The 19,242-nt window shown below is 70.7% G+C and carries 17 protein-coding genes and 1 riboswitch; of the genes, 6 read left to right on the top strand and 11 right to left on the bottom strand.

Going from position 1 to position 19,242, the window contains the following annotated elements; genetic code table 11:
- Positions 1-445: 445 nt before the first annotated feature.
- The 3 genes from FXF68_RS37630 to FXF68_RS37620 form a co-directional block, all read right to left on the bottom strand.
- Positions 446-802 (bottom strand): hypothetical protein, encoded by a 357-nt coding sequence (locus FXF68_RS37630; RefSeq protein ID WP_148767582.1) that lies wholly within the window; start codon positions 800-802, stop codon positions 446-448.
- A 61-nt stretch (positions 803-863) separates the two neighbouring features.
- Positions 864-1,451, bottom strand: coding sequence for a phospholipid scramblase-related protein (locus FXF68_RS37625; RefSeq protein WP_148767581.1), 588 nt, complete (start codon positions 1,449-1,451; stop codon positions 864-866).
- Between the two features lie 538 nt (positions 1,452-1,989).
- On the bottom strand, positions 1,990-2,910 hold the full coding sequence (locus FXF68_RS37620; protein ID WP_148767580.1) for a LysR family transcriptional regulator: 921 nt from the start codon (positions 2,908-2,910) through the stop codon (positions 1,990-1,992).
- A 173-nt stretch (positions 2,911-3,083) separates the two neighbouring features.
- Here FXF68_RS37620 and FXF68_RS37615 point away from each other — a divergent pair, with 173 nt between their 5' ends.
- Positions 3,084-4,343, top strand: a complete 1,260-nt coding sequence (locus tag FXF68_RS37615; protein WP_148767579.1) for an MFS transporter — start codon at positions 3,084-3,086, stop codon at positions 4,341-4,343.
- A 16-nt stretch (positions 4,344-4,359) separates the two neighbouring features.
- Here the strand turns inward: FXF68_RS37615 and groL are convergent, their stop codons facing one another.
- Entirely contained in the window at positions 4,360-5,988 is a 1,629-nt protein-coding gene (groL, locus tag FXF68_RS37610; RefSeq protein WP_148767578.1) for a chaperonin GroEL, read from the bottom strand.
- 1,554 nt (positions 5,989-7,542) lie between these two features.
- On the opposite strand from groL, the gene FXF68_RS37605 reads away from it, so the two are divergent.
- Both FXF68_RS37605 and FXF68_RS44880 read left to right on the top strand, forming a co-directional pair.
- Positions 7,543-7,929, top strand: a complete 387-nt coding sequence (locus FXF68_RS37605; protein WP_187438312.1) for an STAS domain-containing protein — start codon at positions 7,543-7,545, stop codon at positions 7,927-7,929.
- 376 nt (positions 7,930-8,305) lie between these two features.
- Entirely contained in the window at positions 8,306-8,587 is a 282-nt protein-coding gene (locus tag FXF68_RS44880) for a CPCC family cysteine-rich protein (RefSeq protein WP_425458660.1), read from the top strand.
- Positions 8,588-8,592: 5 nt separating this feature from the next.
- Here the strand turns inward: FXF68_RS44880 and FXF68_RS37595 are convergent, their stop codons facing one another.
- The 3 genes from FXF68_RS37595 to thrC form a co-directional block, all read right to left on the bottom strand.
- The gene (locus FXF68_RS37595) at positions 8,593-8,934 is read right to left on the bottom strand and encodes a DUF5713 family protein (protein WP_148767576.1); all 342 of its coding nucleotides are present in this window, start codon (positions 8,932-8,934) and stop codon (positions 8,593-8,595) included.
- 103 nt (positions 8,935-9,037) lie between these two features.
- A complete protein-coding gene (locus tag FXF68_RS37590; protein ID WP_067905687.1) occupies positions 9,038-9,316 on the bottom strand; it encodes a MoaD/ThiS family protein in 279 nt (92 codons plus the stop codon).
- Between the two features lie 13 nt (positions 9,317-9,329).
- Positions 9,330-10,577, bottom strand: a complete 1,248-nt coding sequence (gene thrC / locus FXF68_RS37585) for a threonine synthase (protein WP_148767575.1) — start codon at positions 10,575-10,577, stop codon at positions 9,330-9,332.
- A gap of 16 nt (positions 10,578-10,593) precedes the next feature.
- Positions 10,594-10,735, bottom strand: a riboswitch (SAM riboswitch).
- Positions 10,736-10,937: 202 nt separating this feature from the next.
- Here thrC and FXF68_RS37580 point away from each other — a divergent pair.
- Positions 10,938-12,386, top strand: coding sequence for an alpha,alpha-trehalose-phosphate synthase (UDP-forming) (locus tag FXF68_RS37580; RefSeq protein WP_148767574.1), 1,449 nt, complete (start codon positions 10,938-10,940; stop codon positions 12,384-12,386).
- A gap of 11 nt (positions 12,387-12,397) precedes the next feature.
- Here FXF68_RS37580 and FXF68_RS37575 read toward each other — a convergent pair whose 3' ends face one another.
- Positions 12,398-13,456, bottom strand: coding sequence for a sulfotransferase family protein (locus FXF68_RS37575; RefSeq protein WP_148767573.1), 1,059 nt, complete (start codon positions 13,454-13,456; stop codon positions 12,398-12,400).
- A gap of 112 nt (positions 13,457-13,568) precedes the next feature.
- Positions 13,569-14,120 (bottom strand): RNA polymerase sigma factor, encoded by a 552-nt coding sequence (locus FXF68_RS37570; RefSeq protein ID WP_067898913.1) that lies wholly within the window; start codon positions 14,118-14,120, stop codon positions 13,569-13,571.
- Here FXF68_RS37570 and FXF68_RS37565 point away from each other — a divergent pair.
- Complete coding sequence (locus FXF68_RS37565; RefSeq protein ID WP_281292258.1) at positions 14,119-16,386, top strand: serine/threonine-protein kinase; 2,268 nt, start codon at positions 14,119-14,121, stop codon at positions 16,384-16,386. The genes FXF68_RS37570 and FXF68_RS37565 overlap by 2 nt on opposite strands.
- Before the next feature lie 186 nt (positions 16,387-16,572).
- Positions 16,573-17,166, top strand: coding sequence for a PadR family transcriptional regulator (locus FXF68_RS37560; RefSeq protein WP_148767571.1), 594 nt, complete (start codon positions 16,573-16,575; stop codon positions 17,164-17,166).
- A 73-nt stretch (positions 17,167-17,239) separates the two neighbouring features.
- Here FXF68_RS37560 and FXF68_RS37555 read toward each other — a convergent pair whose 3' ends face one another.
- Positions 17,240-18,019, bottom strand: a complete 780-nt coding sequence (locus FXF68_RS37555) for a hypothetical protein (RefSeq protein ID WP_148767570.1) — start codon at positions 18,017-18,019, stop codon at positions 17,240-17,242.
- Positions 18,020-18,423: 404 nt separating this feature from the next.
- Positions 18,424-19,242, bottom strand: a complete 819-nt coding sequence (gene otsB, locus FXF68_RS37550) for a trehalose-phosphatase (protein WP_148767569.1) — start codon at positions 19,240-19,242, stop codon at positions 18,424-18,426.

Raw genomic sequence — 19,242 nt, 5'->3', positions numbered from 1 at the left:
TGTTACTTTACCGGATCCGGGCGGACTGTCAATTCCGCCCTTTTCTGGCACGCCGATCCGAACCCGCTTGCGCGGTTTCGTTCCGGCGGTGGAACCATTTCATCAGATCCGGCCCGATTGTCAAAACCGAGCCTTTCCGACGCCACGACGCGACAGGACACGACGAAGCCGTGTCGGCTGAGACGATGGTGGTGGGTTTCCCCACGGGCCGGCCACCTTTCGGCGTCCTGCATCCCTGTGGGGCGAAGAGAACTGTATGCCGCCGAGATGCGCGCGTCAAACCGGCTCGCCCGTCTTCGGCATGCGCGGACGCCCAGGCCGCCGGGCCCGGTGACGCTTCTGCGATCGTCCTACCTCGGCTTTTGTCCGGTTTTGCCCCTACCTGCCCGCCGTCGAACGGCTCTCGAACCCCTCAACATCTCATTTTGACAACGGCGCGCGGCCGCTACGGTTTGGCCAGATATCCGCCGATGAACAGCACGCCTTCGGCCAGGACCCAGCCGAAGGCCGCGGCGGTGAGAACGGCGTCCAACCGGTATGGGCGGCGCCGGACTCCCGGGATCCCCCACGCGGCCACGGCGACGATCGCGGCAAGCGCCGCGATCGGTGCAGAGACGAGTACCGCGTCCGCGAAACCTTCGCCGCACCCCGCGTCGCGCTTTTCGTTCTCGCCGCAGAAGGCGGCGTCGCCCCAGCCTCCGAGGGCGGAAAAGGTCCAGAGGACTGCCAGCGCGCAGTTCGCGATCGTCGGAACGGCCGGCGAGATCCACCAGCCGTTCGATCGCCCGGGCACGGCCTGCACGACCGGAACGTACCTCGCGGCACGCGGACCGTGAAGACCCATGCGCGGGCCTCCTCCCCGATCAGGTGATCTCCTTGGACTCGTGGAGGTTCATGTCCATCACGATGGCGGTCATTACAGCCATCGTCCGCAGTGGTTCCGGGACGGGATCGAAGATCTCCACCGCGTACTTGTCCGCCGTCGTCAACAGATGGGTGGCCAGGCCCGCCCACTTCTTTCGGACGTGCGCGACCTTGTTCCCGGCGGTGTCGGTCACCTCGAAGTTGGTCCGCGGAACGTCCACTCCGACAGTCCCGATCAGAGCTCCCTCGCCGTCGTAGACGACGTAGCGGCGGCCGACCCTTTCGGTGACGAAGGAGCCGTAGGAACCACCGTCCGGTGTGAGGATCTCCGTGTATTCGCGTCCGGCCTGCTTGTCCACGATGTAGAGCGGATCGCCGTCCGGCGTGGTCAGCAGAACTGCGCGGGGGTCGAGGTTCGACTTGCCGGGGACCACGCTGCGCATCTCGACGTGTCCCTGGCTGTCCGCGGGCGCCGCGATGGCGAGGACGGTCCCGGCATCGTCGAGAACCTTGTACCGAGACTTGGCGAACGGCCCCCTCCGGGGCTGTTCCACTCTGAGCACCGGGGAGCCGAACACTTCCGTCACGTGTTCTCCTGCCTCATCGGCCGCGACTGCGGGCCGCCTCGTCGTCACCTTGCCAGCGTGTTCCGCGCGATTCACACGCTACGCCGCCAAACGGCGATCCTGCCAAGCCCCGCACCGGAGGGGAAGCACCCGGCGGCCGAAAGCGGCGGCCGTTCACGCTCGCCCTTGCTTTGACCTGCGCCTGCGCCATTCCGGAATGGCATCGGGGAAGTGACGTGTGTCCATCAGGTGGGATCGTCCGGCCCGGATCCAGTCCCGGACGATCCTCGGCAGCCGGGCGAATTCGTCAGCGCTGACCGGCCGCGCGTCCATTCGCGTCGACTTGCGACGATGGCGAGCGCCCGTCCGATATGGCGACCGCGGACGGCCGCACGATAGGGCGACGGCCAGCGTCCGTCCAATAGGGCGATCGCGGACGGCCGTGCGATACGGCGACGGCGGACGGCCGTCCGATACGGCAATCACAGACGGCCGTCCGATAGGGCGGCCGCGGATGGCCGTGCGATAGGGCGACGGCGGGCGGCCGTGCGGGGTGACGTCATCGGGCTGCCCAGGGTGGGGTCCAGGTGTCGGCCAGACGGGATCGGCCAGGGCGCGTCAGGTGGGCGCGCAGGGTGGTCAAAGCCGGATGCGGATTGTCGGCCTGCCAGATCAGGGAGTGCGGATAGGCCGGGGTCGGCGACTGGACGGGGATGCGCCGCAGCCCGTAGGCGTCCGGCCAGAGGAGGCGGGTCTGGTCGCCGACGAACGTCGCGAGGGACGGCGACCCGGCGACCACGTCCAGCAGCGGCTCGGTGCCGAACTCGGGGCCGACGCGGTCGATGGTCAGGCCGAACGCGGCGGCCAGGTCGTCGTAGTAGGCGGCCCATTCCGTGCCGGTGATGATGCCGGGCATCCAGATGCGGTGTCCGGCGAGGTCGGCGGGCGCGACAGCGCGGGCGGCGGCGAGCGGGTGGCGCGGGCCGGTGAGGAGTTGGAGGGGCTCGTCCAGGACGCGGACGGCCTCGACACCGGCGGGGAGGTCCCTGGTGAGGGCGCGGAAGGATGCGTCGATCGTCCCGGCATGGACGGCGGTGATCGCGGTGTCGGCGTCGAAGAGCGTCACCACGTCGAGCGCGATGCCGGGGTGGGTCCGGTGGAAGTCGCGCAGGAGGGCGGCCGGGGCGAGGCCGCGTCCGATCACGTCGACGCGGAGCGCGCGGCGGCCCGGCCGGACGGACGCGGCCGCCCTCTCCTCTGCGCCGAGAAGTTCTCGCGCGTGGGGCAGGAAAGCCTGTCCGTCGATGGTGAGCCGGGCGCCGCGCGGGGTGCGGGTGAACAGGTGAACGCCGAGGTCGCGCTCCAGGGCGGCGATGCGTTTGGACACCGCCTGCTGGCTGATCGACAGTTCGGCGGCGGCCTGCTGGAACTGGCCCGCGTCCGCGGCGGCGACGAAGGTGCGCACGGCGTTGAGGTCCACGCCGACCGACTCTAGGACGGTGCCCTGACAGACAACCGCCCGTTGTACCTGGGCACTCGGATGGTTGTTTGATCCCGGTGTTCGCCGCTCGCTACGGTCTCGCCGGTCCACCCGTGGTTGTTCGGGTGGAAGCGAAAGGCGGCGAGCGGGACGGCGGGCGGGGGGCGCGCGGCATGGCGAGACGATCGCTGGGACGGCCGTTCGAATGGCTGTGGGTCTCGTTCGCCGTGAGCGCGACCGGCACGCGGCTCGCGCACGACGCGTTCCCGCTGATCGCGGTCCTGGTGCTGCATGTCGGGCCCGCGCAGGTGTCGGCGCTGGCGGCGGCCGGGCTCGCGGTGGGGGCGCTGGTCGCGGTGCCGCTCGGCCCGTGGGTGGAGTTCCGCCGCAAGCGCCCCGTGATGATCGCGATGGACCTGGTCAGGTTCGCGGCGATGCTGAGCGTGCCCGTCGCCTACGCCTTCGGATGGCTCGGGTTCGTCCAGCTCCTGGTCGTGTCGATCATCGTCGCGGCGGCGGGGATCGCGTTCCGGTCGGCGAGCGGGGCGGCGCTGAAGTCGCTCGTCGCGCCCGGCGACCTGCTCGTCGCGAACGGGCGGTTCGAGTCGACGACGTGGACGACGACCGTCCTCGGACCGCCGCTCGGCGGCGCCGCGATCGGACTGTTCGGCCCGGTCACGACCGTCGTGGCCGACGCGGTCAGCTACCTGCTGTCGGCGGGCGCGATCCGCGCGATCGGCGGGGACGAGCCGCGCCCCGTCCGGACGGAGCGGGCGCGGGCGGGCGGCCTGCTCGAAGGGTGGCGGCACATCCTCGCCCATCCGGTGCTGCGTCCGCTGTTCCTCAACACGGTCCTGGTCAACGGCCTGATCATGGCGACGGCGCCGGTGCTGGCGGTGCTGATGCTCGGCGATCTCGGGTTCGCGCCGTGGCAGTACGGGCTGGCGCTCGGCGTCCCGTGCCTCGGCGGGCTCGTCGGTGCCCGGCTGTCGCCGCGGCTCGTCGCGCGGTTCGGGGAGCACCGGGTCATGCTCGCCGCGGGGACGCTGCGCGTGTGCTGGCCGATCGGACTGTTCTTCGTCCGGCCGGGGGCCGCGGGGCTCGCGCTGGTGATCGCCGTCGAGTTCGCGCTGATCCTCTGCATCGGGGTGTTCAATCCCGTTTCGGTGACGTACCGGCTCACCCAGACCGCTGATGACCGGGTCGCCCGGACGCTCTCCGCCTGGACGATCACCGGCAACGCCGCCACCGCCGTCCTGACCGGGCTGTGGGGCGTGCTGGCCGGGGTGACGGGCCCGCGCGCCGCGCTCGGAATCGCCGGGGCGCTCATGCTCGCGACCCCGCTGCTCCTCCCCCGCCGCGACCGGACGCCGCCCGTCGCGGGAACGCAAAAGGGGCGGCCCGAAGGCCGCCCCTCTCAGGTCAAGCAGTGATCGTTCGCCGTTCGGCTCAGAAGTCCATGCCGCCGGCGTCGGGCATGCCGCCCGCCGGAGCCGGGTTCTTCTCGGGCTTCTCGGCGATGACCGCCTCGGTGGTCAGGAACAGCGCGGCGATCGACGAAGCGTTCTGCAGCGCGGACCGGGTCACCTTGGCCGGGTCGAGAATCCCCGCCTCGAACATGTTGGTGTAGTCGCCCGTGGCGGCGTTCAGGCCCTCACCCGGCGTGAGGTTGCGGACCTTCTCCACCACGACGCCGCCCTCAAGACCGGCGTTGACGGCGATCTGCTTCAGCGGCTCCTCAAGAGCGCGCTTCACGATGTTCGCGCCGGTGGCCTCGTCGCCCGACAGCTCCAGCTTGTCGAACGCCTTGGCGCCCGCCTGCAGCAGCGCCACGCCACCGCCGGGGACGATGCCCTCCTCGACCGCTGCCTTGGCGTTGCGGACGGCGTCCTCGATGCGGTGCTTGCGCTCCTTGAGCTCCACCTCGGTCGCGGCGCCGGCCTTGATCACCGCGACGCCGCCCGCGAGCTTGGCCAGGCGCTCCTGGAGCTTCTCGCGGTCGTAGTCGGAGTCGGTGTTGTCGATCTCGGTGCGGATCTGGTTGACCCGGCCCGCGATCTCGTTGGCGTCACCGGCGCCGTCCACGATCGTGGTCTCGTCCTTGGCGATGACGATCTTGCGCGCCCGGCCGAGCATGTCGACCGAGGTGTTCTCCAGCTTGAGGCCGACGTCCTCGCTGATGACCTGGCCGCCGGTCAGGACGGCGATGTCGTTCAGCATGGCCTTGCGGCGGTCGCCGAAGCCCGGGGCCTTCACGGCCACGGACTTGAAGATCCCGCGGATCTTGTTGACGACCAGCGTGGCCAGGGCCTCGCCCTCGACGTCCTCCGCGATGATCAGCAGCGGCTTGCCGGACTGCATGACGCCCTCGAGCACGGGCAGCAGGTCCTTGTTGGCCGACACCTTGCCCTGGACGATCAGGATGTACGGGTCCTCCAGGACCGCTTCCATCCGCTCCGGGTCTGTCACGAAGTAGTGCGAGATGTAGCCCTTGTCGAAGCGCATCCCCTCGGTGAGCTCAAGCTCCAGACCGAAGGTCTGGCTCTCCTCGACCGTGATGACGCCTTCCTTGCCGACCTTGTCCATCGCCTCGGCGATCATCTCGCCGATCTGCGGGTCGCCGGCGGAGATGGAGGCCGTGGAGGCGATCTGCTCCTTGGTCTCCACGTCCTTCGCGAGCTTGGACAGCTCCTCGCTGACCCGCTCGACCGCGGACTCGATGCCGCGCTTCAGCGACATCGGGTTCGCCCCGGCCGCCACGTTCCGCAGCCCCTCGCGCACCAGCGCCTGGGCCAGCACGGTCGCCGTCGTCGTGCCGTCACCGGCGACGTCGTCGGTCTTCTTGGCGACCTCCTTGACGAGCTCCGCGCCGATCTTCTCCCACGCGTCCTCGAGCTCGATCTCCTTGGCGATCGACACACCGTCGTTCGTGATCGTGGGGGCGCCCCACTTCTTCTCCAGCACGACGTTGCGGCCCTTGGGACCAAGGGTCACCTTGACGGCGTCGGCGAGCTGGTTCATGCCGCGCTCAAGACCGCGACGGGCCTCCTCGTCGAACGCGATCATCTTTGCAGCCATAGGCTCCAGTCCTCCCGGAACAAGGTGGCTTAGACGGATCGAGCCGACGCCCGCGACGGACGGCCCCCGCCGACGACTGCCATTCCGCCGCCGAACTGGAGCCTCATCGCCCCGACCCAGACTGTGAAGTTGTCACTCTCCACAGCAGAGTGCCAACCGTTTGTTTAGCACTCTACCCTGCCGAGTGCAAGCGCCGCGCATCCTCACCCAGGGAAGGTTCACCTACCGGCCTGGACCTGTTCCCACCTGCGTCGGGACGAGACAGGCGGGTGTCGCGCCTGCCTCGCCGTGTTCCACCGTGTGCGGTCGTCCGCCGACATTCACGGAACAGTCGCGGAACACGGACCCGAGGGCGGAGCGAGGGAGGGCCGGTTTGTTCCGCGCGTTCCGTGGCGGGTGCGGGAGGAGCCCCCAGCGCTGCATCAATGCGCCGGTTCATGATCTCCTAGTCGCCGTCGATGCAGTGAGCGTAGGCGCTCCGCAGCATCGCCACCGAGTGCCCAGCCCGGGCCGCCACGTTGACCGCCTAGCAGACGTCACCGGCCGCACCGAACAAGTCATCTTCCGCGAAACCCTCGACCTCTACGACATCGAGGACCCAGGCGACTACTTCCCCAAATTCGTCGAGGCCCAGGCCGCCGGCGACCGCGCCCGAGCCGACGAGATGCGCACACGAGGCCGAGCCCTGCCAGGAGCCCGCGAAGCCCTACAAGCCTTCGCCGAGCTGCCGACCATCACTCAAACCACCCTGACTGGCAACCCCAAGCCCTCGGCCATACTCCCGAGTCTCATTAACGAGACACTCCCCAACCTCAAACACAACACAACAGCCCGAAACGCCGCCACCCTACAACCAGCCCCCCAATATGGATTCAACCGGCGAACATCGCGTTCCAACTGGACGAGCAGAACCCCCTCACATTAAGGGCAGCCTTTCCGCAGTCGCCGGAGGCCAGTCGGAAACGGCTGGCTTGCCGTCCTCTCCGGGCCGGTCCCGGCCGCTCCGGGCGAGAGGAAAACTGCCCCAAGACGGGACGAGCGACCGGGCATGTCTGAGACGCTACGGGCGTCCCCCTGTCGAGAACGCCCTTGATCGTTTCAGCGACACGCCGGGGTCTCGTGCACAACCGGAGGTCTGCTGCAATCACACTCCATGTACGGTCGCCCATGCGGCATCCAGCCAGCGGCTTTACCATGGCGTCCTCATCGCCCCTACGAGGGTTCGCAACTCTCGGGCCTTGCGGGTACTCGGAAATGTCTCTCGCTGCGGCGTAGATGCTCTGCGGAATTTGGCTGCTTGGAATCAGGGGGCGGCGGCGCTTGGGCCGCTAGCGCGGCCCCGCGCCTGGCCGCGCGGGGCGTGTGGCGTGGGTGCCGGTCACCGGGCGGCTGGCCGGGCCGCGCGTCGCGCCGCACTGGCCAGCCCCGTCCCGGCCGGTCGTCATGGGGGACGCGTCGCCGCGTTAGATCACGTCTACACCGGGTAAGCGCAGTCGTACTTACGGCATGGGTTTGGCTCGTGACCTGGATCGATGGTCGGGAGGTTGTAGGGCGATGGTGGCAGCACCACGCAAAGCAAACGTCTCCGTGAAGAAACAAGAAGCAAGCGTCTCCCTGAAGGAGCAAGACGACTGGCCGGTGATAGTTGTTCACGGGGAGATGGACCTCCACAGCGCGCCGCTTCTCGATGACGGAGTCGCCCGCGTGCTCCCGTTGCGGACCCCGCCCCGCATAGCGATCGACCTTTCCGGGCTGACCTTCTGCGACTCTTCCTGTATCAACGCACTGCTTCGCGCCTGGAAGCGCATCACGGCTCTAGGCGGTCGCCTCGTGTTTCTGCGCCCTTCGCCACGAGTCTCCAACCTCCTCAACATGACCGGTCTGGATCAGCGATTCGAGATCCTTGAGGCGCTGCCCCGCGACCTGGCCATGTCCAACTGAATCACCCAGGCCGCGCGACTGCGAACATCGCTGAGGCTGGCGCGAGACTCCGCCGGTACAGGGACGTTGCAAGCTGAGTTGGAAAGGTGCGTGGCTCCCCCGATCCCGATCTGTCGAGGATGGCGGCGGCTCCGCCGCACGCCCAAGCCGTCACACCTGGGTGGCAGCCCGCTTCCTCGGCGTCCACCACCCGGCGCCGCGCACGACGGCTGACAACACGAGAGCAGGAGACGGTCAGCCGTCGGCCCTTCGCGCTCGGTCCGTGTGACTAGCCTGAAGCCGTGGATGGCATCCGGCCACGGCCGGTCGAGGCTCTGGAGGGCCAAGGTATTGGTCGAGTAGTGGCGCCTCCTTCTCCGGTAAGGCATCGAGAACAGTGTTCTTCAATGTGCGACGGGGGCCGCGAGGGGAGCCTTATGCGTGTCCTTGTTGCGGTTATTTGACGCTTGAGCAACGGGGGTTCTTCGAGATCTGCCCGGTGTGCTTTTGGGAGGACGACGGGCAGGACGAGCATGACGTCGACGTGGTTCGGGGCGGGCCGAACCGGCGTTTGAGTCTGGGGCAGGCGCGGCAGAACTTTGAGCGGTTCGGAGCGTGTGAGGAGAGGATGCTCTCGCACGTCCGCGAAGCGTTCCCCGGGGAGCATCCGCTCTTTTAGCGGGGTTACCAGTCTCGGTTTGCTACTAGTTCTTCTAGGTCTGCGTTGGGGAAGTCGTAGGCGGTTGCGATGAACCAGAAGTCTTCGGCCAGGAAGTCGCGGGCCACTGTTTCTATTTCGCTGTCCGCCTCGTAGAACTCCTCGGTCAGGACGTTGATCTCTTCTGTGGCGGCCTGGGTGAGGGTGTAGAGGGCTGGGAGGTCGGCGGGGTTTTCGGCCTCTATTCGTTCGCAGAGGCGTTGCAGGATCGACCTCGCCTTGGCTACCAGGTGGTCGGGGTAGTAGTCGTCCTCGAACATCTTCTGCAGGAAGGCGTGGTCGGCGATCTGCTGGTTTTTGAACGGCACCCTGGCTCCTCGGTGGACTGGCGCCGATACTGCACCATGCCTCCGACAAAGATGAACCCGATCCCGGCGCGCGGTGGGGGCGCGCCGGGATCGGGTTCGGCTCTCAGCCGCCCGCCACGGCGGGGATGATCGAGATCTGGACGCCCTCGGGCGTCGCGGTGTCGAGGCCGTCGGCGAAGCGGACGTCCTCGTCGCCGACGTAGACGTTCACGAAGCGGCGGATCTTGCCGGCGTCGTCCAGGATGCGGGCGGAGATGCCGGAGTAGCTGGCCTCCAGGTCGGCGACGACCGCGCGCAGGGTGGCGCCCTCGGCCTTCACCTCCGCCTCGCCGCCGGTGTAGGTCCGCAGGATCGTCGGTATACGGACGGACACGGTGCTCATGCTGCTCCTTTTCTCAGGCGAGGCCCGCGGCGCGGAACGCTTCCAGGGACGGGGCGATGTTGGCGGACGGCGCGGCGACCGGCGCGACGGCGTCCAGGGTCTTCAACCCGTCCCCCGAGTTGATGATCACGGTCTCGGCGGACGGGTCGAGCGCCCCGGTGCCGATCAGCTTGCGGAGCGTCGCCACGGTCACGCCGCCCGCCGTCTCGCCGAAGATCCCCTCGGTGCGGGCGAGCAGTTGGATGCCCTCGACGACCTCGTCGTCGGTGACGTCCTCGACGGCGCCGTTGGTGCGGCGGGCGACGTCCAGGACGTAGGGGCCGTCGGCCGGGTTGCCGATGGCGAGGGACTTCGCGATCGTGTCCGGCTTCACCGGGCGGATCACGTCGAGGCCGGCCTTGAACGCGGCGGCGACCGGGCCGCAGCCCGCGGCCTGCGCGCCGAACACGCGGTACGGCCGGTCCTCGACGAGGCCCAGCTTGATCAGCTCCTGGAACGCCTTGTCGATCTTGGTGAGCTGGGAGCCGGACGCGACCGGGACGACGATCTGGTCCGGCAGCCGCCAGCCGAGCTGCTCGGCGATCTCGTAGCCGAGGGTCTTGGAGCCCTCCGCGTAGTACGGCCGGACGTTGACGTTGACGAACGCCCAGTCGTCCTGCTCCCCGGCGATCTCCGAGGCGAGCCGGTTCACGTCGTCGTAGTTGCCGTCGACCGTCACGAACGTCCCGCCGTAGACGGCCGTCGTGATGATCTTCTGCGACTCCAGGTTCGACGGGACGAACACCGCGCTGCGGATGCCCGCGCGGGCGGCCGCCGCGGCGACGGCGTTGGCGAGGTTGCCCGTGGACGGGCAGGCCAGCACCTTGAAGCCGAGCTCGCGGGCGGCGGCGAGCGCGACGGCGACGACGCGGTCCTTGAACGAGTGGGTCGGGTTGCCGCTGTCGTCCTTGACCCAGAGGCTCTGCAGGCCGAGGCTCTCGGCGAGGTTGTCGGCGCGGACGAGCCGGGTCAGTCCGGGCTCGGTGTTCGGCGTGTCCGCGATGTTGGACGGGACGGGCAGCAGTCCCCGGTACCGCCAGATGTTGCGCGGACCGGATTCGATGCTCGCGCGGGTGACTCCCCCGAAGTCGTACGCGATCTCCAGGGGGCCGAAACACTCCTCGCAGGCGTAGTGCGGCCCGAGATCGCGGGACGAGCCGCATTCGCGGCAGACGAGGGCGGTTGCCGGTCCGAGGTCGGCGGTGGCAGGCGTGAGTGCCATGCTGGCGAGGCCTTTCTCCCCATCTTTCCTGCGCCACCTTGGTCGCAGGCCGGAGTTGGCACCATCTCCCGGCCGGCCTCGCAGGATCGCGAGTACGCCTTAGCCGGGTGGTTGCCGGGGCTTCGCAGGGCCGGTCCCTCCACCCCTCTGGATGAGCTGTATTCAGTTGTCGAGCGCCAAGCCGCTTTGGGCTTGTATGCGTGACTTTACATGAACTGACCGGATGCGAGACAGGTGGGTCCGGCCCTTGAGACGTTACCCGGACGAGTTCTTGATCACCCCTCGGACCCGTCCGGCGGGGCGGCGCGCGGCACGCGGGGCGCTTTGAAGCGCCCCGGTCCCAACTGAGACCCTGCCGGTATGAGCCAAGTGCTGGTGGCGTCGAACCGGGGCCCGGTGTCGTTCTCGCTGTCGGAGGACGGCGCGCTCACCATGCGGCGCGGCGGCGGCGGACTCGTCTCCGGCCTCGCCGGGATAGCGGCGGCACACGACGAGGCGTCGCCGGACGTGCTGTGGGTGTGCTCAAGCCTGGGCGAGGCCGACCGGACGGCCGCCCGCAGCTCCCCCGACGGCCGTCTCGACCTCGCCGGGTACGAGACGGGCGGCGCGGCCGTGCGGATGCTCGACATCCCGGCGGGGACGTTCCACCGCGCCTACAACGCCGTGGCGAACTCGACGCTGTGGTTCGTCCACCACCTGCTGTACGACACCCCGCGCAGCCCGCATTTCGACGCGAGCACCCGGCGCGACTGGCAGTCCTACGAGGCGTACAACGCGGCGTTCGCGGACGCCCTGGCCCGGGACGCCGCACCCGGCGCGAAGGCCGCGATCCAGGACTACCACCTGTCTCTCGCGCCCAGGATGCTGCGCGAGAGACGTCCCGACCTGAGGATCGTGCATTTCTCGCACACGCCGTGGGCTCCACCCGACTATTTCCGCCTTCTCCCTGACGACATCGGTACGCAGATCCTGCTGGGCATCCTCGGGGCGGACCACGCTGGGTTCCTGACAGAGCGATGGGCTTCGGCGTTCCTCGACTGCTGCGAGTTGCTGCCCGGCACTCGGGTCGACCGTGCCTCGCGTACCGTCTCGTGCGGCGGACACGTCACGCGCGTAGGCGTCCATGGCCTCGGCGTCGACGGGACGGCCCTGCGCCAACGCGCCGCCGAACAGGACGTCGTCGACCGGGCGCGCGCGCTACGCGAACAGGTGGGCGACCGTCAGCTCATCGTCCGTGTCGACCGGACGGAACTGTCCAAGAACATCGTGCGCGGGCTCGCCGCCTACCGCGAGTTGCTCGTCAACCATCCCGAATGGCGCGGCCGGGTGGTGCACCTCGCGTTCGCCTACCCGTCCCGCTACGACCTGCGCGAGTACCGGGAGTACACCGAGGCCGTCGAGCGGACGGCCAAGCAGATCACCGACGAGTTCGGCACCGCCGACTGGGACCCGCTGATCGTGCAGGTGAACGACGACTACCCGCGCTCCCTCGCCGCCTACGGGCTCGCGGACGTCCTGCTGGTCAACCCGATCAGGGACGGGATGAACCTCGTCGCGAAGGAGGGGCCCGTCCTGTCGCGGCGGGGCTGTGCGCTGGTGCTGTCCCGGGAGGCGGGCGCGGCGGCCGAGCTGTCCGAGGACGCGCTGACGATCAACCCCTACGACGTGTCGCAGACCGCCGAGGCCCTGCACCGGGCTCTGCTGATGCCCCGCGCCGAGCGCGCGGAGCGCTGCGCCCGTCTCGCCGCCGCCGCGACCGTGCTCCCCCCGCACCGCTGGTTCGCCGACCAGCTCGCGGCCCTCGACTGACGTCTCGCGGCTCAGCTCGCGAGGGGGCTTCCGGAGTCGGCTCGCGGTTTCGGGGCGGGCTCCGGCGTCAGGAGGCATTCGACGGGGTTCGGCTCGTGGTGGCGGCGCCAGCGCTCGCGCAGGGCCTCCTTGCGCTGCGCCATCCGGCGGTGCGTGCTGATCTTGGCGAACCGGGCGAGCTGCGACGCGGGCGGCTTCGGCAGGCCGCTCGGCTCGTAGCCGAACTCGGCGAGGCGCTGGCCGAACGCGGCCTCCGCCAGGCTGATCTCCCAGGAGTGCAGGCGCTGCGCCCACGACCCGACGCGGGTGGTCGTGATGGCGCTCTTCGTCCGGCCGTGCCAGCCGCCGCGCTCCTGGACGGACCGCTTCACGGCGCGGTCCGGCCGCGCGATGGCGGTCATGGCGGGGTCGAAGTCCTCGCCGAGGAAGGCGCAGAGCCTCGCCAGCTCGTCGGCGGGGTCAGCGACGAGGCGCTCGTACTGCATCTCGTAGTAGCCGTCCGGGCCGAGGCGGGCGCCGAGGCGGCGGCCCCGGTCGACGGCCTCCCGCCACGCGGAGATGGCGTGGTGGACGTCCTGGTCGTACCACGGCCTCTCCAGCAGGGACGCGACGCAGTCGCGGCCGTCCCGGACCAGGTGGACGAACTGGGCGTCCGGGAACATCCGCAGCAGCGAACCCGCGTACCGGATGTAGCTCGGCCGCCGGTCGCCCCAGCGCGGCTTGTCGAACCGGCGCGCGTACGCGCCGAACACGGTGCCGACCACGGAGCCCAGCGTGGGCGGCCCGGCGACGATCTCCTCGCTGGTTTCGGCCGCGTCCAAACCGAGCACGCGGAACTTCGTGGACCGGTCGCGGGTGATCCAGTCCGCCAGCTCGCGCCTGTTGTCCCTGACCGTGAGGTCACCGAACTCGCACCGCGCCGTATAGGCCGGGAGGACGAAACTCGTCTCGGCGGGGACGGCGATGCGCGGATGCGAATGCAGCATCTGCTGCAGCAGGGACGTCCCCGACCGGGCGCAGCCGAGGATGAAGATCGGACGTTGGTCGCGCTGCGCCGGGCCTGAGGACATGCACGGCATGGTCTCGGCGCGGACGGGCGGGTCGCCGGGGCATGGGCGCACCGTTGCGTCCCGATGACCGAGCCTTGACGCCCGTCCGCGCTCCGGAAGCGTCGTGCGGGGGTCAGGTGTAGGACTCGCCCAGGGTCTGCCGGACCTGCTTGCGCGCCTCGTGGATGCGCGACTTGACCGTGCCGAGGGGCAGGCCGAGCTGCTCCGCGATCTCCGCGTACTCCAGTTGGGACACGTCCCGCAGGACGAGCGCCTGGATGAGGTCCGGCTTGCGGGCCTCCAGGTCTTCCATGGCGTCCAGGATGTCGACCCGGGAACCGGCGATGACGCTGGTCCGGCGCGGGTCGGGACGCTGCTGCGGAAGCTCGCCCGCCTGCTCCACCGACCGCCGCTTCAACGACCGGTAGGTGGACCGGGCGGAGTTGGCGACGACGACGTGCAGCCAGGTGCTGAACCTCGACCGGCCCTCGAACCGGTGGATGTTCCGCGCGACCTGGAGCAGGGCGTCCTGGCATGCCTCCTCGGCGTCCTGCCGGCAGGGCAGGAAGCGGGAGCTGTGCCGCAGGACGTCAGGCTCGATCCTGCGGAGGAGCTCGTTGAGGGCGCTCTGGTCACCCTGCGCGGCCTTGACCGCGAGCTCCTCGGTCCTCTCGTCGAATGCCATGCCGCCTCAATGCTTGTTCGCGCACTCACCCCGTTGTTGGGATGATACGGGAGTGTCTTTCCCACCATCGGTAGGCCGTTACCGGATCGATCGCGTCCTGGGTTCGGGGGCGTTCGCCTCTGTGTGGCTGGGTCACGATGACGCTCTGGAGTCCCAGGTCGCGATAAAGGTCCTGTCCGGAAGCCTGATCGACGATCTGGACGTACGCAACCGGTTCTTGGAGGAGGCCCGGATTCTGCGGCGGGCCGACTCCGAGCGGCTGGTGCGCGTCCACGACATCGGAGAGCTTCCAGATGGGCGCCCTTATTTCGTGATGTCCTACGCAGATCGGGGCACTCTGGGCGACCGGATGCGCGAACGGCCACTTCCGGTCACCGAGGCGATCGTGCTCGCCGAGGAGATCGCGTACGGCGTCGAGGTGATCAACACGCTCGGCGTCATCCACCGCGATCTGAAGCCGTCCAACGTCCTGTTCCAGTCGACGCCGGACGGCGGCGAGAAGCTACTGATCGCCGACCTCGGGCTGGCCAAGGCGCTCGCGCACGCCTCCGGCGCGTTCACGCTGCCGGTCGGGACGCCCGGGTACATGTCGCCCGAGCAGGCGCGGTTCGGCGGCGGGCTGGACGTCCGCGCCGACGTGTACGGGCTCGGCGCGCTGACGTACCACATGGTCGCGGGCCGCGCGCCCGGCCCGGCGCCGGTGAAGAAAGCACCCAGCGAGTTGCGCGAAGGGGTGCCGCCCGCGGTCGACCAGGTGATCCTCCGGGCACTTGAGGTCGAGCGGGAGAAGCGGTGGCCGACCGCTGAGGCGTTCGCGGAGGCCCTGTCCACGCTGCGCCCGACGACCGCGCCCGGGGCGTCCGCTCCGGGCGCGGGTTCGCCGTCGTACGCGCGGCCGGGGCAGGTCGCGCCCGCGCCCGCTCCCGTCATCGACGCTGACGCGACCGTCCAGGACTTCTACCGCGACGGGACGCGCCTCCGGCCCGCCGCGCCCACGCCCGTCCAGGGGCAGGCGCCCGCGCAGAGCCCGCCGCCCCCCGTCCAGGGGCAGGCCCCGCAGGGTCCGCCGCAGGGCGGCCGGCAGGACGTCAGGACGCGGCTCGACCAGCCGGTGGAGGACGACGACCGCACCTCCGAGATGCGCCTTCCGCCGCGTCCGGCGGGCCCGGCGCCCGGCGAGCAGACGATCGTGGACGACCCCGGCGGCGTGCGCTTCGGGCAGGGCGAACCGTCCACGGCGCCCGACCTCGACAACGACCGGACGATCCAGTACCAGGGGCCCCCGCAGCCGCCACCCGGCCAGGGCGGTGGGCAGGGCGGCGGGCAAGGCGGCGGGGAGGGCAAGACCGCCGTGTTCCCGATGCCCGGCGGCCCGCAAAACAGCGCGCCGCCGCAGGGCATACCGCAGATGGGCCCGGGCGGTCCGGGCCCGGGCGGTCCGGGGCCGGGGCCGGGGCCGGGTGGTCCGCAGGGGTTCGGTGGGCAGCAGGCTCCGGCTCCGCCCACCGGTTTCCAGGCTCCGCCGGGGCCGGTCCAAGGCCAGGGGCAAGGGCCCGGCGGCAAGCAGGGCGGTCTCCTCGGCAGACTCCGCGGCGGAGGCGGCGGAAACGCCCGGCCGGGTGGCGGACCGAGTCAGCCGGGCGGCGGCAGCCCGAAGAAGTTCGTCACCCCGTTGATCATCACCGCGGTCGTGCTCGCCGTCGCGCTGATCGGCGGCCTGACGCTCGGCGTGCTCTTCTCCGGCGGCGACGACGGGAAGAAGGACGGCGGCAAGTCGGGCGGCGTCCCGAAGGACTTCGCGGCGATCGCCGACGCGTCCGGCAAGATCAAGGTCGCGGCGCCGAAGGCGTGGCCGAAGCAGCAGGAGCCGACGTGGACGCCGTCCACGGTCGGCCTTACCGACGCGCAGGCGCGTCCGGTGCTGCGCGCGACCCCGAACAAGGCGGCGTTCCTCGGCGATGGAAAGGGCCCGGGCGTCTTCATCGGCGTGACGACGGACGTCCGCCCGAACCAGCTTCCGCCGCCGGCCGCGGCCGTCCACGGGCAGTGCACGAAGGGCGCGCCGGAGAACTACACGTCCCCCGACAAGTCGCTCAGCGGGACGATCACCCGCTTCACCGCCTGCAAGTCCGGCACGCCGTCGGTCACCGAGGTCGGGCTGCGCGACAAGTCCGGCAAGTTCGGCCTGTGGGTCCGCGTGAAGGAGACGGACGACCGGAAGGCCACCACGGACATCCTCGACAGCCTCAAGGTCACCGGACCCTGACGTCCCCGCCACGCGACTGACGCCCCCGATACGCGGCTGAGGCCACGGGGGCGCCGTCCCGGCATCTCTCCCAGCGACCCGTCCGGGCCGCCGTCTCGGCGTGCCCGGAAACTCGGTGTTGCATCGCGACCGGTTTCCGATATATCGTTAATGCATCGCAACCGATCTAGACTGAAGGAGACTGCGATGCGAGACCACACGATGCGAAGGCGCGGCGGACGGCGCGGACCCGAGGAGCGCGAGCGGCGCGGTGATCCGTTCGGCCCGTGGGGGCCCGGCGGCCCGGGGTTCGGCCCCGGTCCCGGCCACCGGGGGCGCGGCGGACGCGGCCGGCGCACCCGGCGCGGCAACGTCCGGGCGGCGCTGCTCGCCCTGCTCGCCGAGCGGGCGATGCACGGCTACGAGATGATCCAGGAGTTGGACGGCCGCACCGGCGGCGTCTGGCGGCCGAGCCCCGGCTCGGTCTACCCGACCCTCCAGATGCTGGAGGACGAGGGCCTGGTCACCAGCCGGGAGGACGCCGGAAAGCGGCTGTTCTCCCTCACCGACGCGGGCCGCGAGGCGGCGTCGGCGCAGACCACGGCCCCCTGGGACGAGGTCACCGAGGCCGCGGGCGAGAACGTCCTGCGCGGCCGCGAGGCGGTCGGCCAGCTGATGGTCGCCCTCCAGCAGGTGCTGGCGGTCGGCAGCGAGACGCAGAAGGCACGCGCGCTGGACGTCGTCAACGACGCCCGCCGCCGCCTCTACGGCATCCTCGCCGACGACCCCGAAGCCGAGTGAACGCCACCGGACGGGACCGCCGCGGCCCTACGGCCGCGGCGGTTTCGCGTTTCCGGGCCCTGGCGGCACGGGCTCAGCGCGGGAACGGGGCCGGTTTGGCGAGCTGGTCGGCCATGTAGAGCTGCTTCCAGACGTAGAGGCCCATGTCCTTGCGGGTTGCGCTCCGCCGGACAGGGACGTCGACCGTGGCGCGCACCAGGTACGTCCCGCCGGGCGGCATGAACTTGTCGCCGCCGTCGCCGGGGATCAGCGCGCCGCCCCGGATCCGCCGCACGACCTGGCTGTGCGTCGGCGGCGTGCACATCTCCTCCGGGACACCGGCCTGCGGCATGCAGCGTCCGCGCGCGTCCGGTGTGACGAGGTCGCGCCTGACGAACACGTCGCCCGGATAGTCGAGGAGGACCTTCTGCCGGGTCGGGTTGGTCAGCAGGTACTCGATGTAGGCGAAGGCCGTCCCGGACGGCGGCGACGACTGGAACGTGGACACGACGCCGTCGCTCACCCCGCCGGTCACCGCGGCCAGCTTGTACTTGGAACCGTCGGCGGTGCCGACCTCGATGGGCGTCCCGGCGCGGGGCAGCGGCGCGCCCGTGTCGCCCGGCCGCGTTCCGGCGGCGGACGGCTCGGCGCCCGTCCCGCCGTCCCCGCCGCCGCGCGTGAGGACGATCCCGATCGTGACCAGCCCGGCGAGGACGAGCACGCCCGCCGCGACCAGGCCGCCGCGCCGACTCGCCGGGGCGCGCTCCGGACGGCGGCGGCGTCCGCCCTCCCGCCCGCGCTCCCCGAGCCGCACCTGCACGCCGCTCGTCGCCCGGACCCGCATCGAGCCGGCAGCCGCCGCCTCGTCCTGCACGATGTACGGATCGCCCGCCGTTGAAGGCGGTTCGGGGGCGGCAGGGGGCGGGGCGTGGATGATGGGGCGAATCGGGGCGTCCGGGGGGATCGGGGCGCGGCCGGATCTGGGGTGGATCGGTGTTCCGTCCACGGGTGTGGCCTTGGCGAGGATGCCGGGGGGCGGGGTGTTTCGGACGTCGCCTGGGCGGCGCGGGACTCCCCGTTCCGTGTTCACCGTCGAGCCTCCCGGTCCATGGCGCGGCTCCCCCTGAGCCACACATACCGCAATCCACCATATTTTGGTGCAATTGGACCAGAGGTCGATCGGCATCACCAGAGTCGCGCGGGATCCGACAAGAGCGATGTGCACTCTTGTCACTCGTCCCACTATCGGCTCGTGAGGCCCCGAGCCGCGGCGAAGCGTCAGAGGCGGTCGGCGAGGGTCTCCAGGAGGGCCACGACTCCGGCGGGGCCGTCCACGACCAGGTCGGCGCGGTCGGCGAGGGCCGTGACCTCGGTCGATCCGCTGCACACCAGGACGCCGGGCACGCCGTCAGCGCGCAGCTCGTCAACGGCGTCGAACGCGGCCAGGTCGCCGAGGTCGTCCCCCGCGAACAGCACCGCGGACGCGCGCTCACCGCGTTCGTCGAGGAACGAGCGCAGCGCACGCCCCTTGTCCATGCCGGGCGGGCGCAGTTCGAGGACGAACCGTCCCGGCTCCACGACCAGCCCGGTCCGCTCGGCGAGCGCGGCGACGAGGCTCCGCAGCCGTTCGAGCGCGACCTCCGGATCGGCGCACCGCCGGGTGTGGACGGCGAGCGCGTGCCGCTTGTCCTCGACGAAGACACCGGGCGCCGCGCCCGCCGCGGCGAGCACGCCGGGCAGCTTGGCGCGGGCCTCGGCGACGCCGGGCGGCGGCTCCGGCTCGGTCAGCGCGCCGGACTCCCAGCGCTCCAGCCCGTACTGGCCGAGGACGACGAGCCCGTCGATGCCCTCGAAGCCGCCGTACTCGACGGCCACCGCGGCGGGGCGTCCGGTGACGATCACCAGCGCGCCCACCAGCGGGGCCAGCCGGGCGAGCGCCGGGGCCGCGCCCGGATGCGCCCGGGCGGCGGCCGGATCGTCGACGATCGGGGCGAGGGTGCCGTCGAAGTCGAAGCCGAGCACGGCCGCCGCCGGAGCCTTGCGGAGAGCGTCGAGGCCGTCCGTTCCGGCGGCCGTGGCAGAGCGGGGAGAGTTCAC

The organism is Actinomadura decatromicini, assembly GCF_008121305.1.
GTDB lineage: Bacteria > Actinomycetota > Actinomycetes > Streptosporangiales > Streptosporangiaceae > Spirillospora > Spirillospora syzygii.
The sequence above is the reverse complement of the archived record's forward strand: the minus strand, read 5'-3'. Positions and strand labels throughout refer to the sequence as shown.